This window comes from Dietzia sp. DQ12-76, from assembly GCF_014145045.1.
In the GTDB taxonomy this organism is placed as follows: domain Bacteria; phylum Actinomycetota; class Actinomycetes; order Mycobacteriales; family Mycobacteriaceae; genus Dietzia.
In genome coordinates this window covers 1-12,426 of sequence record NZ_JAALDV010000146.1, presented here as the reverse complement: position 1 = coordinate 12,426, position 12,426 = coordinate 1, and the positions used below count along the sequence as shown (strand labels likewise).

Here is a 12,426-nt window from a genome sequence, read left to right as displayed (position 1 = left end):
TCCCCGCCGGTCGCCGCGTCAGCGATTCGGGTCGATCTGTCCGCGCAGCCTCCGCATCGCCTCGGTGGAGAGCATCCGGTCACCGGCACGGGCGGCAAGCTGCTCGGCCGTGAGGTCCGCGGGACTGGGAGCGTGCACGGTGGACGGAGGCCTCACCCCGTTCTCACGGGCGATGTGGTTGAGCCGCGCGGCCTCGGAGACCGCGGCCTCGGCACGGTTCTCCACGGACTCCACCAGTTCGCGGAAGGCGACCGCGCGCTCCACGACCTCCGCCCAGACCTCGTCGATCGCGGCGCCCATCCCGGTCAGGAGGGTGAACCCGTCCCGAGCGGTGGTGAATCCCGGTGTCGACGCCGTCTCGCGGAGGCGGCAGAGATCTCCGGCGAGCCCCACCAGCTCGGTCTCCGCATCGAACTGCAGGCGGATCTCCTCGACGGACCGGCCCCCGCGCACGTAGGCGCGGATCAGCCGGTCGTACAGCCCGCCGACCTCGAGGAGCAGTGCCGTGTACATCTCGGGCAGGCGCCGGCTGTCGGCGCGGATCCGCGGGAGCGACGGCAGCGAATCCACCACCGCCTGGACGCGGTGGGGCAGGACGACCCGGCCCATCTCGCGCTGACCGTAGGCCGCTGCGGCGGTCCCCAGCTCGACCATGGTCCGGGGCACCATCGGCACCGGCGCCATCGTCGGGGTGGAGGCGAGGGCGTCGAAGAGCCGGCCCCGGTCCTCCGGGTCCAGATGAACGCCGCGCTTACGGTCCGCGCGGATGTCCTTGATCCGATAGGCGAAGACTCCGGCGCCGCGGGTGAACCCGGTGCGCAGGCCGACGTACTTCCGATCGAGTTCGGCCAGCCGCGTGCGCAACGCCATCCTCAGGACCGACGGCAACGGAGTTCCCAGCTGACGTCTGAGGTCGTGACGCTGCTCCTCGATCACCCGCAGCTGGTGGAAACCGCCGATCGTGGGAAAGGGCAGGTTGCGGTGCAGACGCGCCAGCACGATCCCCGCGATCCGGGGGTCGACGAGTCCACAGGCGATCAGGAGGGCGGCCCGATCGGAGAGCTCGCCCCGGCTCGTGGAGGCTTTGCCCGTGCACAGCTCATCGACGCGGCGGACCAGGCGGGCACGGGCGTCCTCGCCGTCACCGTCCTGATCGCGACTGGTCATACTCGAGCACCTCTCCCCGGCTCCGGCGGTCTCCGCCGTTGGACATCATGGTTCCATGATGCCCGCTCCGCCGAGCGCCCGCCTCCAGTGCTACTCGGGCGTGACCCGCACGACCATCTTCCCGGTGTTGGCCCCGCGCATCATGTCGAGGAACGCGTGGACCGTGTTCTCGATGCCGTCGACCACCGTCTCGTCGTAGGCGATCTCTCCGTCGGCGAACCAGGCCGTCATCCGGTCGGTGAACTCGGCGCGCAGGTCGAGGTGGCGGCCGAGGGTGAAGCCCGTGAGGGTCAGTCCCCTGGTGATGATGGTGGCCATGTTGTCCGGGCCGGGTGTCCTGCCCTCGACGTTGTAGCTCGCTATCGCCCCGCACATCGCGATTCGCCCGCCGTCGTTCATCACGTCGAGCGCCGCCTGGAGGTGGTCACCACCGACGTTGTCGAAGTAGACGTCGACGCCCTCCGGAACCAGTTCGCCGAGCTGCTCACGCACCGGCGCCTCCTTGTAGTTCAGCGCGGCGTCGAAGCCGTACTTCTCGGTGAGCAGCCGCACCTTCTCGGGCGATCCCGCGGATCCGATGACGCGACCGGCACCCAGGAGTCGCGCGATCTGCCCCGCCGCGGTGCCGACCGCGCCGGCGGCGCCGGAGATGAAGACCGTGTCCCCCGGCTCCAGGCGGGCGATCGCGGTGAGTCCCACGTAACCGGTCAGTCCCGTCATGCCGAGGATGCCGAGGTACAGCGAAAGTGGGGCTCCCTCCAGCTCGGGCACGACGGTGAAGGTCGAGGCGTCGGCCTGGACGACGTCCGACCACCCGTGCTGGTGGAGCACCACGCTACCCACGGGGACGGCAGCGTCGGCGGAGGCGGTGACGCGGCCGACCGCGCCGCCGGTGATGGTCGCACCCACGGCGTACGGGGCGGTGTAGCTACGCGCATCGTTCATCCGGCCCCGCATGTAGGGGTCGACGGAGACGTAGAGGTTCGAGACCCGGACCTCCCCCGGCCCGACCGGTCCGTAGGTGACGGTGGCGGTGCGGAAGTCCTCGTGCGTCGGCCACCCCGTGGGGCGCGCGGCGAGCTGGATCTGGGTGCTGGTTGCGGTGTCGGTGTCGGCGTGGCTGACGTTGGTCATGGTTCGGCTTTCTGGTGAGAACGCGTGCGTGTTGCGGGACCGCGGCGGCGCGGGCCGCTACACCGCGAGCGAGAGGGCCAGGGCGAGGACCGAGACCAGCGGGAGCAGCCCCTGCTTGAGGGCGGCCCCCCGCTTGTCGGGAGCGGAAAAGAACAGGACGAGCGCCGCCGCGGCCATGGAACCGGCGCCGGCGATCAGCAACGCGGCCCCCACGGGCACGACGCCGGCCAGGACGAACCCGATTCCGGCCACCGTGACGATGGCGAGGAAAAGGTTGTAGAACCCCTGGTTGAAGGCCATCTGCTGGGTAGCCCTCGCCTCCTTGAGGCTCGTTCCGAAGACCCGCCGGGCGCGCGCGCTCGTCCACATCAGCGATTCCAGCGCAAAGATGACGACGTGCACCAGCGCCGCGAGGGCGGCGAGAACAAGGGAGAAGATGAGCATGATGTGACCTCGTCGGATCGATGGGGTGGTGCCGTGTAGCGGCATATTCTGAACTGATCGTTTCACTATATACTGGACTGAGCATTTCACAAAAGGAGGCCGACCATGGCTCGCACGCAGGGTTTCGACACCGCCGCCGCCGTTCGCTCCGCGCGCGAGGTGTTCTGGGAATCGGGGTACGAGGATGCGGCGATCCCTGCTCTCGAGCGCGCCACCGGGCTGAACCGCTCCAGCATCTACAACGCCTTCGGCAGCAAGCGCGGCCTCTTCGACGCGGCGGTCGAGAGTTATCTCGACGAGGTGGTCCGCCCGATGCTCCGGCCGTTCGCCGCGACCCCTGTCGCGCCCGACGCGATCGTCGTCTACCTCGGCAGACTGCGGAGCACGTTCCTCGACTCCGATTCCCCGGCGTTCGCCCACGGGTGCCTTCTCATCAACTCGGCGACCTCGCCGATCGCGCGGGACGCGGCCGTGCGCGAGGTCGTGGCCGCGTATCGCGAGGAACTCCGTGCCGCAATCGGCCGCGGTGTCCTCGCTCACCGCCCCACGCACGAGGCGGAAGCCAGCGCCCGGCTCGCCGACGCCTGCACCGCGATGATCGTCGCGGCGTTCGCGCTCGCCCGCGTCGACACCGTGGCGGCGCTGCAGTGCATCGACACAGCTCGACGCCTCCTCGACGACCACGCCTGATTCCGGCGCACCAGGCTTACACGAGGGCCTGATTCCGGCGCACCTGGCCAACACGAGGACCGTCAGGTGGTGCGACACCCCCTACGGGTGGCCGCGGGGCGCCATACCCCCGCGAGGGGCGCGGCGGCGGACGTACCGTCAACCGATGGGGACTGATCAGTCATCACGCAGCGATCTCCGCGCGCTGGAACCCGAGCTGTGGCCGGAGTATCTGTCGGCCCGGTCCGGGCTCCCGGGACCTCGCGCCAACCTCTCGTTACTCACCGTCGCCGCCGGAATGGCGGGCGAGCGCGCCATCGAGGCGATGCTGGCCGACGGCGGCGAGTATCCCGCGATGTGTGCCGCCGCGGCCCTCGCGGCGAGAGCCGACTCCGCGGAATGCGAGGACCGTGCCCGGGCACTGGCGACAGATGACCGGTGGCGGGTTCGCGAGGGGGTGGCCATCGGTCTGCAACTCCTCGGTGACGACACGCTCGAGGTGCTGATCGAGCTGGTCCGGCGGTGGGCCGAGGATCCCGAGTCCTATGTCCAGCGCGTCGCCGTGGTGGCCATCTGCGAACCCCGCCTCCTGCGCACCGCCCCGGCGGCGGCCGTCGCCATCGAGGTGTGCCGACGCTGCACGGACCGCCTCATGGCGCTGCCGCCGACGCAGCGCAAAGACCCCGCGGCCCGCAACCTCCGCCAGGCGCTGGGGTACTGCTGGAGCGTCGCCGTGGCCGCGGATCCCGAGCCCGGGCTGAGGGTCTTTCGCGAGCTACCGACCGACGACCCCGACGTCCAGTGGATCGTCACACAGAATACGCGCAAGAAGCGACTGTCCGCGCTGCTGTGACGACCGCCCTCTCCCCCGGGGCCGGAGCCGTGGGCAGGGGCCGGGGCCAGGAGCCAGGAGCCAGGGGCCGACCCTCATCTCACTCGTCGCCGCGAAGCGGCACCCCCACGTCCCCGCCCGACTCCTCGGTGATCCGGCGGCCCATCTGCACGAACGTCGGCTCGGTGAGGAAACCCCCGGCGAAGAGCGCCTGCCCCTGGGCGAACGACGCCGAGCGCCGGATCTGTTCCTCGCCGGCGAACCCGAACACCTCCGCGAGCTCCTTCAGGTCCCTGGGCGAATTGACCCTCATGAGGCCGAGGTTGTCGCACTGGGAGAGCACGTTGGGGTGGATCTTGTTGGGGCGCTGCGTGGAGAGCAACAACCACAAGCCGAACTTGCGCCCCTCGGCGGCGATCTGGACCAGTTGCCGGGTGAGGGCACGCTCGACGTCGGTCTGAGGGTCGGGTGGACAGATGTTGTGCGCCTCGTCGATCACGATGAGGATCGGCTTCCGGTCCTCGCGCCGCGTCCACAGGTGTTCCAGGACCGCCAGTGCCGCGACCTTGGATTCCGCCGGGTGAGTGAAGCCCCCGAGGTCCATCACCGTGGCGCGCGGTCGTTGGTCGATCACGTCGACAACCGAACCGGCGCCCCTGGACCACAGGTCCCACTCGAGCACCTGGAGGTTCTCCATCCGGTAGGACAGCCGCACCTCCCCCGGGTCGGACGACTGCCGGAACGCCGTGAGCGCGCCCGCCGAGTCGAAGCTCTCGGCACGGACCTCCGCCCGCAACAATACGTTGTACTCCTCCGCATCCGCGATCGGATCGAGGTGGAGCAGCGCGGCCTTGGACGCCGGGGTCAGGTCGACATAGCGGGCGTGCAGCCGATCCGCGGGACTGTTACCCGTGCCCTCCCCCGAACCCGCAGGCGAGTCGCCCGATGAGCGCAGCACCCGGATGTCGAGCTCCGCGAGCCGGGCCGCCTCCGCCGCGTCGGCATCCTCGCGGGCCTCGGGCAGCCTGACGAAGTCGGCGTTCGGGTCGAGGATGACCATCGGGAGCTCGGTGTGCAGCAGCAACTGCTCCAGGACCACGCCCAGCGCGTAGGTCTTCCCGCTACCGCTCTGCCCGCACCAGAACGTGTGGCGGTTGAAGCGACGGGCGTCGAGGGTCACGGACGCCCCCGGAACATCGATGTCTGTACCGATCACGAGCCCGGTCATTCTGTCTCCATTCGATTGATTGCCCAGCGTAACCCACGGATCAGGCGCCACTCGGGGGACTTCGGAGATCCGACAGCGTGGGATCCAACGGTCCGACGCCCCCCATCCACGCCCGGTGGTGAGGCACCGTAGGTCTTCCGTGGGGCCGGCCGGGTGGGAATGATGGGACTCTGGCCGCCGCGGCCGTCGCGCCCGCGGACCCACGAAAGGTCACCCCATGAGTTCCACGCCCCATGTCGACGACCCCGCGGCTCCAGCCGACCCCCGCCGGTTCACCGCATGGCCCCTCTGGGCGGTGCTCGCCGGTGCCGCGGGGCTGGTAGGGACCGTCGCGACAGACCTCCGGCCCGACGCCGAAGTGGAGGCGATCAACCGCGGCGAGAGCCACGCCGTCGTCCCGGCCGACGTGGTGGGCCTCGATCCCGCGATCGGCCGCGTCGGATTCCTCGCGGGCCTGCTCGCCGTCTTCGCCCTGATGGTCTTCGCCGCAGCCTGGCGCCGACACGTCGAGACCCTCTTCACCCGCTCCACGGCCGCCCGGGTCGTGAGCATCGGCCTGATCGCGTCCGCGGGAGCGCTCATCCTGGGGTACGGGTGGCGAGGTGCGCTGGCCAACTACCTCGGCCCGGAGGCGGGCGCGTACGGCGAGGAGGGACTGTTCGTCTACTACATGCTGACCGACTTCGGGGCGTACATCCCGTGGACCGGGCTCATCGCCTCCGCGCTCGCGCTGGCCTGGATGGCGTGGGTGGAGCGGGACGTCTCCCGCATCCTCGGGACGGTCGCGGCGATCCTCGGTGTGGGCACGCTCGGCGCCGTCGTGGTGTCCGGCGTCCCCGGACTGCCCGGGATCCTCATGCCGTTCTGGCTCGTCGTCACCGGGGTCTGGCTCGCCGTGGGCCGCAGCCGTGTCGCGCACCCGTCGGAGCACGGCGCCTAGGAGCGATATCGGAGCGGAACGACCGTGGGCGCACACGACCCAGGGGCGGTCTCCCGAGTGGGAAACCGCCCCTGGAATCGTCGTACGAGCGTCGGGCTGACAGGATTCGAACCTGCGACCCCTTGACCCCCAGTCAAGTGCGCTACCAAGCTGCGCCACAGCCCGCCCGCCACCGCTCTCGCGGCGACTGGATCAGACTAGCGCACGCCTGTCGGAGCACTCCAATCGCCTGGTCACTTGCGCTGTCGGCGCTCCTTGACGCGCACGTTCACGCGGACCGGAGAGCCGTCGAAACCGAAGGTCTCGCGTAGGCGACGCTCGAGGAACCGCCGGTAGCCGGCCTCGAGGAACCCGGTGGAGAAGAACACGAACGTGGGCGGCCGGGTGGTGGCCTGCGTGCAGAACCGGATGCGCGGCAGCTTCCCGCCGCGCATCGGCGGCGGGGTCGCGGCCACGACCTCGCTCATCCACGTGTTGAGCGGACCCGTGGGGATCCGCTTGTCCCAGGAGTCGAGTGCGCCCTCCATCGCCGGCACCAACTTGGCCAGGGCTCGGCCCGTGGTGGCCGAGATGTTCACCCGGTAGGCCCAGGTGAGGATCTTGGACAGCTCCCGGTCGATCTCCTTGTCCAGGTCGTACCGGCGGTCCTCGTCCACCAGGTCCCATTTGTTGAAGGCGATCACGAGCGCCCGGCCGGCGTCGGCGACCATGGAGATCACCCGCAGGTCCTGCTCGGTGATCGGTTCGGAGGCGTCCAGCAGCAGCACCACGACCTCGGCGGCCTCGATGGCCCCCCGCGTCCGCAGCGAGGCGTAGTACTCGTGCCCGTAGGCCTGGTTGACCTTGCGTCGTAGGCCGGCGGTGTCGACGAAGCGCCACATCTTGCCGCCCAGCTCGACGAGCGAGTCCACGGGATCGACGGTGGTGCCGGCGACGTTGTCGACCACCGACCTCTCCTCGCCGGTGAGCTTGTTGAGCAGGCTCGACTTGCCGACGTTGGGCTTGCCGACCAGCGCCACACGCCGCGGCACGTCGGTGGTCTCCCGCATCCGGGCCTTGGACGGGAGTTGGCGCAGGATCTCGTCGAGCAGGTCGGCGGTGCCCCGGCCGTGCGCGGCGGAGATGGCATAGGGCTGGTCGAGGCCCAGCCCCCAGAATTCGGCCGCCTGGAGCTCCGCCTTCTCGCTGTCCACCTTGTTGACCGCCAGGATCACCGGGGTGTTCGAGCGGCGCAGGCTCTTGGCCACCGTCTCGTCCGCGGAGGTGATGCCCACGGTCCCGTCGCACACCAGGACGATGAGGTCGGCGGTGCCCATCGCGATCTCGGCCTGCTGCGCGATGGAGCGGTGCATGCCCTTGGCGTCCTGCTCCCACCCACCGGTGTCCTGGACCATGAAGGTGCGGCCGTTCCACAGGGCCTCATAGGAGACGCGGTCGCGGGTCACCCCGGGGACGTCTTCCACGACGGCCTCGCGGCGGCCGATGATCCGGTTGACCAGCGTGGACTTGCCCACGTTGGGGCGCCCCACGATGGCGACGGTGGGCAGGATCTCCACTCCGTCGAGCTCGGCGCCGATCTCGTCGGCCCACTCCTCGGCGACGGCGTCCCAGTCCGTGTCGTCGTTCCACCCTTCCTCGACGGTCTCCTCGGCCGGACCGGTGGGCAGGTCGAACTCCTCGTTGCTGGTCATCGTGTGTTCCCTTCTGCGGCGTCGCCGTGCGACGCGTCGGTGCCCTCCGCGAGTGCGACCAACCGGTCGAGCACCTCGTCGAGGGTCAGGTCTGAGGTGTCGAGGACGATCGCATCGTCCGCGGGACGGAGCGGGCTCGCGGCGCGGGTGGAGTCCTTGCGGTCACGCTCGATCACCGCCGCCAGCACCTCGTCGTAGTCGGCGTCACGTCCCGCGGCGCGGTCCTGTTCCGTCCTGCGTCGGGCCCGGATCTCCGGGCTCGCGGTGAGATACACCTTGACCTCGGCGTCGGGGAGCACCACCGTGCCGATGTCGCGGCCCTCGAGGACGACGGTGCCGCCCCCGGACGCCAGGCGCCGCTGCAGGCCGACCAGATTGGCCCGGACCTCGGGGACGGCGGAGACCGCCGAGACCCCCGCGGTGACCCGGGCGGTGCGGATCTCGTCACTCACGTCCTCCCCGGCGAGCAGGATGCGTTCGGATCCCGCGTCCGTGCCGATCTCCATCGGCAGATCGGCGGACGCGGCGATCACCGCCGCGGCATCCTCCGGGTCGATCCCGGCACGCAGCACCTGGAGCGTGGCCACCCGGTACATCGCACCGGTGTCGAGGTAGGCCCCGCCGAGCCGTTCGGCGAGCAGGCGGGCGAGGGTGGACTTTCCGGTGCCCGCGGGTCCGTCGATCGCGATCCGGCGCCGGCGGGCGCCGTCCGGCACGGTCGGACCTGCCGGCGCGCTCACAGGCCCACCGCCGAGTAGAGATCCGAGACCTCTCTGCGGCCCAGCTTGCGGAAGCTCCCCGCGCGCTGGTCCCCCAGCGCGACGGCGCCGAAACGGGTCCGCACCAGCGACTCGACCGGGTGGCCGACCTCGCTCAGCAGACGCCGGACGATGTGCTTGCGACCCTCGTGCAGCACGACCTTGACCAGCGACCGCCCCTCGTGGACGTCGAGCACCGAGAACTGGTCGACCTTGGCGGGACCGTCCTCGAGTTCGACCCCCTCGCGCAGAGTCCTGCCGACACCCTTGCCGACGACCCCCGTCACGGTGGCCATGTACGTCTTGGACACCTCGTACGACGGGTGCATCAGCCGGTGCGCGAGTTCGCCGTCGTTCGTCACCAACAGCAACCCCTCGGTGTCGGCGTCCAGGCGACCCACGTGGAAGAGCCGCTGCCCGGCATCCACGCGGTCGGCGACCAGGTCGCCCACGCAGGGCCGGCCCATGTCGTCGGACATCGTGGTGTGGTACCCGCGGGGCTTGTTGAGGGCCAGGTAGACGAGGTCGTCGTCGAGGACGATCCGGGTGCCGTCGACCCTGATCACGGCCGTGGCGGGATCGACCTTCACGCCCATCTCGCGCACGATCTTCCCGTTGACCTCCACGCGCCCACGGGCGATGAGGTCCTCTGAGGCCCTGCGGGAGGCGATCCCGGCCTGGGCCAGGATCTTCTGGAGTCGTACCGGTGAGCCGTCTCGGCCAGCGGACTCAGTCATGAGTAAGTCACATCTCTTCGTTCTGGTGGTCATGGGCTGGGTCGGGCGCAGCGGTTCTGCGCCGCCCCAGAGGTATCCGCGGGTCCTCCGCGGGGTCGTCGCTCATCTCGTCGACCAGGTCCACGTCCGGCAGCAACGGGGCGATGTCCGGGAGCTCGTCGAGCGACGTCAACCCCAATCTTTCCAGAAAGAGCTCCGTGGTCCTATACAGGAGGCCCCCCGTGTCCGGGTCGGTGCCGCATTCCACGGTCAGGCCGCGGGCCACGAGGGTCCGCATGACCCCGTCCACGTTGACCCCACGGACCGCCGCCACGCGTGACCGGGTGACGGGCTGCCGGTAGGCGATCACCGCCAACGTCTCGAGTGCCGCCCGCGTGAGGGTGGACCGGGTGCCGTCGGTGAGCAGCCGCTCCACATACGGGGCGAACTCACGACGGGTGTAGAGACGCCATCCCTCCTCGGTGCGCCTCAGGTCGATCCCACTGCCGCGGGCGGTGAGGTCATCCCGCCAACCGCGCAGCTCCGCCGCCACCTGTGCAGGCGTCGAGTCCGCCGCGGCAGCGAGCGCCCCCTCGGCGGTCGGCTGGTCCACGACCAGCAGAAGCGCCTCGAGTCGGGCGCGTAGCGGCGGTGACGCGTCGTCGTCGAGCCCGTTCTCGTCGTCCGTCACATCCATTCGTCCCTCCCGCGTGTCACCTCGGCGGCCTCCTCACCCGTCCAACTCACAGACAGGTCACCGAGCGCCTCGTCCTGGGCGAGCGCGACCGCGCGGGCCCTGTACAACTCCAACAGCGCGAGGAACCTGGCGACGACGACGAGGGAGTCGCCGCACCCGGAGACCAGGTCCCGGAAGTCCACCCACTGGCCCCGTCCCCGGAATCTCAGCAGCTCCAGGACACGCGCGGCCTGCTCGGGGACGGAGACGGTCGGGGTGTGGACGTGGGCGACCCCCACCTCCTCCACGGGACGGGGGCGGAACGCCACGGCGGCGATGGTGGCGAACTGCTCCACATCCACCCCCAGCTCCACCTCGGGCAACACGTCCAGGAACTCGTCGTCGGGGCCGGCCGTCCGCGGATGGGAGTGACGGGCGGTCCTGTCCAGCTCCGCGAACAGCTCGGCCACCTGGCGGAACGCCCGGAACTGCAGGAGCCGCGCGAAGAGCAGGTCCCGGGCCTGGAGCAGCGCCAGATCCTCCGGGTCCTGGACCTCGCCGGACGGCACGAGCCGCGCCGTCTTGAGGTCGAGCAGGGTGGCCGCCACCACGAGGAACTCGGTGACCTCCTCGAGGCCCGCCTCGCGGCCCAGCTCGCGGGCGTGCGCGATGAACTCGTCGGTCACCATGTGGAGGGCGACCTCGGTCACGTCGAGGCGGCGCGAGTCGATGAGCCCCAGGAGAAGGTCGAACGGGCCGGTGAAGTTGGTGAGGTGGACGGTGAACGCGCGCGTTTCCTCGGCCTCGGCGACACCGCCCCCAGGCGGGTCCCCGGGCGTGTCCCCGACGCCGCTCACCGGACCGGTCACCGGAGCGCTCATCTACCGCGCTGGATGACCTCGCGAGCCAGCGCCCGGTAGGCCTGCGCTCCCGCGGATCTGGGCGCCCACGTGGTGATGGGTTCGCCGGCGACGGTGGTCTCCGGGAACCGGACCGTCCGGGTGACGAGCGTGTCGAAGACCTTGTCACCGAACACCTCGACCACCCGGCCGAGGACATCGCGGGCGTGGACCGTCCTCCGGTCGAACATGGTGATGAGGATGCCGGACAGGTGCAGACGCGGGTTGATCCGGTCGCGGACCTTCTCGATGGTGTCCGTCAACAGTGCGAGCCCGCGCAGCGAGAAGTACTCACACTCCATGGGGATCAGCACCCCGTCCGAGCAGGCCAGCGCGTTGACGGTGAGCAGGCCCAACGACGGCTGGCAGTCGATCAGCACATAGTCGTACCTGTCGAGCACCGGGTACAGCGCGCGGCCCAGCGCCTGCTCCCGACCCACCTCGTTGACCAGTTGGATCTCCGCGGCGGACAGGTCGATGTTGGCGGGGATCAGGTCCACCCCCTCCACGCGGGTCCGGACCAGCACCTCCTCGGTCGACACGGTGGTGTCCACCAACAGGTTGTAGACCGTCAGCTCCAGCTGGTGGTGCGGGATGCCCAGACCCGCCGACAGCGCGCCCTGGGGGTCGAGGTCCACCACGAGGACCCTGCGGCCGTATTCCGCGAGCGAGGCGGCGAGGTTGATCGTGCTGGTGGTCTTGCCCACCCCGCCCTTCTGGTTGCACATCGAGAGCACCACCGCGGGACCGTGGGAGGTGAGCGGCTGGGGCTCCGGGATCGCCGAGAAACCCTCGCCGGCCGCCGGGTCGTCGGCGCCCAGGAGTTCCGCGCGGGAGAACAGTGCGGGATCCATCGTCCCAGAGTCCTGCGCCACCCGCGTCTCCTCTCGCTGCGTCGTCACCTGCGCCCAGGCCGGTCCCCGGTCACGTTACCGTGCCCGGGGGTGGCACTCGGCCCAGACCTCACGGAGCGTCTCGACGGTGACGAGGGTGTAGACCTGGGTCGTGGTGACCGAGGCGTGCCCCAACAGCTCCTGGACCACCCTGATGTCCGCCCCGCCGTCCAGCAGGTGGGTCGCGAAGGAGTGCCGGAACGAGTGCGGGGAGACCTCAGGCCCGGCTCCCGCCCTCTCCGCGGACGCCGAGACCACGTTCCACAGGGTCTGCCGGGTGATGCGCCCGCCGCGGGCGTTGAGGAAGAGCGCGGGCCCACCTCGGACGGCCAACGCGGGTCGGGCGCGCACCAGGTAGGCGCCGACCGCGTCGCAGGCC

At 70.4% G+C, this 12,426-nt stretch carries 13 protein-coding genes, 1 tRNA gene and 1 pseudogene; 3 read left to right on the top strand and 12 right to left on the bottom strand.

Annotated elements, in window-relative coordinates; genetic code table 11:
• Positions 1 to 18: 18 nt before the first annotated feature.
• The 3 genes from G6019_RS06260 to G6019_RS06250 form a co-directional block, all read right to left on the bottom strand.
• Complete coding sequence (locus G6019_RS06260; protein ID WP_107756370.1) at positions 19 to 1,167, bottom strand: hypothetical protein; 1,149 nt, start codon at positions 1,165 to 1,167, stop codon at positions 19 to 21.
• Between the two features lie 90 nt (positions 1,168 to 1,257).
• Positions 1,258 to 2,301 carry an NADP-dependent oxidoreductase gene (locus G6019_RS06255; protein ID WP_107756369.1) on the bottom strand — a complete coding sequence of 348 codons (1,044 nt, stop codon included), beginning with the start codon at positions 2,299 to 2,301 and terminating at the stop codon, positions 1,258 to 1,260.
• 57 nt (positions 2,302 to 2,358) lie between these two features.
• Positions 2,359 to 2,745, bottom strand: a complete 387-nt coding sequence (locus tag G6019_RS06250; RefSeq protein ID WP_107756368.1) for a DUF1304 domain-containing protein — start codon at positions 2,743 to 2,745, stop codon at positions 2,359 to 2,361.
• A 105-nt stretch (positions 2,746 to 2,850) separates the two neighbouring features.
• Between G6019_RS06250 and G6019_RS06245 the strand changes: the two genes are divergently transcribed.
• Positions 2,851 to 3,435: a TetR/AcrR family transcriptional regulator gene (locus G6019_RS06245; RefSeq protein WP_182612403.1), complete on the top strand. Its 585-nt coding sequence runs from the start codon at positions 2,851 to 2,853 to the stop codon at positions 3,433 to 3,435.
• Between the two features lie 145 nt (positions 3,436 to 3,580).
• Positions 3,581 to 4,267, top strand: a complete 687-nt coding sequence (locus G6019_RS06240) for a HEAT repeat domain-containing protein (RefSeq protein ID WP_182612404.1) — start codon at positions 3,581 to 3,583, stop codon at positions 4,265 to 4,267.
• 79 nt (positions 4,268 to 4,346) lie between these two features.
• Here G6019_RS06240 and G6019_RS06235 read toward each other — a convergent pair whose 3' ends face one another.
• On the bottom strand, positions 4,347 to 5,474 hold the full coding sequence (locus tag G6019_RS06235; protein ID WP_182612405.1) for an ATP-binding protein: 1,128 nt from the start codon (positions 5,472 to 5,474) through the stop codon (positions 4,347 to 4,349).
• Positions 5,475 to 5,691: 217 nt separating this feature from the next.
• On the opposite strand from G6019_RS06235, the gene G6019_RS06230 reads away from it, so the two are divergent.
• A complete protein-coding gene (locus G6019_RS06230) occupies positions 5,692 to 6,414 on the top strand; it encodes a hypothetical protein (RefSeq protein WP_194305495.1) in 723 nt (240 codons plus the stop codon).
• A 91-nt stretch (positions 6,415 to 6,505) separates the two neighbouring features.
• Here G6019_RS06230 and G6019_RS06225 read toward each other — a convergent pair.
• The 8 genes and pseudogenes from G6019_RS06225 to G6019_RS06190 all read right to left on the bottom strand — a co-directional run.
• Positions 6,506 to 6,579: transfer RNA gene (locus G6019_RS06225), tRNA-Pro, on the bottom strand.
• 68 nt (positions 6,580 to 6,647) lie between these two features.
• Positions 6,648 to 8,105, bottom strand: coding sequence for a ribosome biogenesis GTPase Der (gene der / locus G6019_RS06220; protein WP_182612406.1), 1,458 nt, complete (start codon positions 8,103 to 8,105; stop codon positions 6,648 to 6,650).
• A complete protein-coding gene (cmk, locus tag G6019_RS06215) occupies positions 8,102 to 8,845 on the bottom strand; it encodes a (d)CMP kinase (protein WP_107756364.1) in 744 nt (247 codons plus the stop codon). Before cmk ends, der begins: the two co-directional genes overlap by 4 nt.
• Positions 8,842 to 9,576: pseudogene (locus tag G6019_RS06210) on the bottom strand (pseudouridine synthase); the annotation flags it as partial. The pseudogene G6019_RS06210 and the gene cmk, both read right to left, overlap by 4 nt.
• 31 nt (positions 9,577 to 9,607) lie before the next feature.
• Positions 9,608 to 10,276 carry an SMC-Scp complex subunit ScpB gene (gene scpB / locus G6019_RS06205; protein WP_107756362.1) on the bottom strand — a complete coding sequence of 223 codons (669 nt, stop codon included), beginning with the start codon at positions 10,274 to 10,276 and terminating at the stop codon, positions 9,608 to 9,610.
• Complete coding sequence (locus G6019_RS06200) at positions 10,267 to 11,136, bottom strand: segregation and condensation protein A (RefSeq protein WP_194305494.1); 870 nt, start codon at positions 11,134 to 11,136, stop codon at positions 10,267 to 10,269. Before G6019_RS06200 ends, scpB begins: the two co-directional genes overlap by 10 nt.
• A complete protein-coding gene (locus tag G6019_RS06195; RefSeq protein ID WP_017837670.1) occupies positions 11,133 to 12,008 on the bottom strand; it encodes a ParA family protein in 876 nt (291 codons plus the stop codon). Before G6019_RS06195 ends, G6019_RS06200 begins: the two co-directional genes overlap by 4 nt.
• A 75-nt stretch (positions 12,009 to 12,083) precedes the next feature.
• On the bottom strand, positions 12,084 to 12,426 hold a 343-nt coding region (locus G6019_RS06190), incomplete at its 5' end, for a tyrosine-type recombinase/integrase (protein ID WP_182627219.1).

Bases quoted from the DNA above. Each gene is read 5' to 3' on its own strand.
- G6019_RS06260 (WP_107756370.1), bottom strand. From the start codon at position 1,167: ATGACCAGTCGCGATCAGGACGGTGACGGCGAGGACGCCCGTGCCCGC.
- G6019_RS06255 (WP_107756369.1), bottom strand. From the start codon at position 2,301: ATGACCAACGTCAGCCACGCCGACACCGACACCGCAACCAGCACCCAG.
- G6019_RS06250 (WP_107756368.1), bottom strand. From the start codon at position 2,745: ATGCTCATCTTCTCCCTTGTTCTCGCCGCCCTCGCGGCGCTGGTGCAC.
- G6019_RS06245 (WP_182612403.1), top strand. From the start codon at position 2,851: ATGGCTCGCACGCAGGGTTTCGACACCGCCGCCGCCGTTCGCTCCGCG.
- G6019_RS06240 (WP_182612404.1), top strand. From the start codon at position 3,581: ATGGGGACTGATCAGTCATCACGCAGCGATCTCCGCGCGCTGGAACCC.
- G6019_RS06235 (WP_182612405.1), bottom strand. From the start codon at position 5,474: ATGACCGGGCTCGTGATCGGTACAGACATCGATGTTCCGGGGGCGTCC.
- G6019_RS06230 (WP_194305495.1), top strand. From the start codon at position 5,692: ATGAGTTCCACGCCCCATGTCGACGACCCCGCGGCTCCAGCCGACCCC.
- der (WP_182612406.1), bottom strand. From the start codon at position 8,105: ATGACCAGCAACGAGGAGTTCGACCTGCCCACCGGTCCGGCCGAGGAG.
- scpB (WP_107756362.1), bottom strand. From the start codon at position 10,276: ATGGATGTGACGGACGACGAGAACGGGCTCGACGACGACGCGTCACCG.
- G6019_RS06200 (WP_194305494.1), bottom strand. From the start codon at position 11,136: ATGAGCGCTCCGGTGACCGGTCCGGTGAGCGGCGTCGGGGACACGCCC.
- G6019_RS06195 (WP_017837670.1), bottom strand. From the start codon at position 12,008: ATGGATCCCGCACTGTTCTCCCGCGCGGAACTCCTGGGCGCCGACGAC.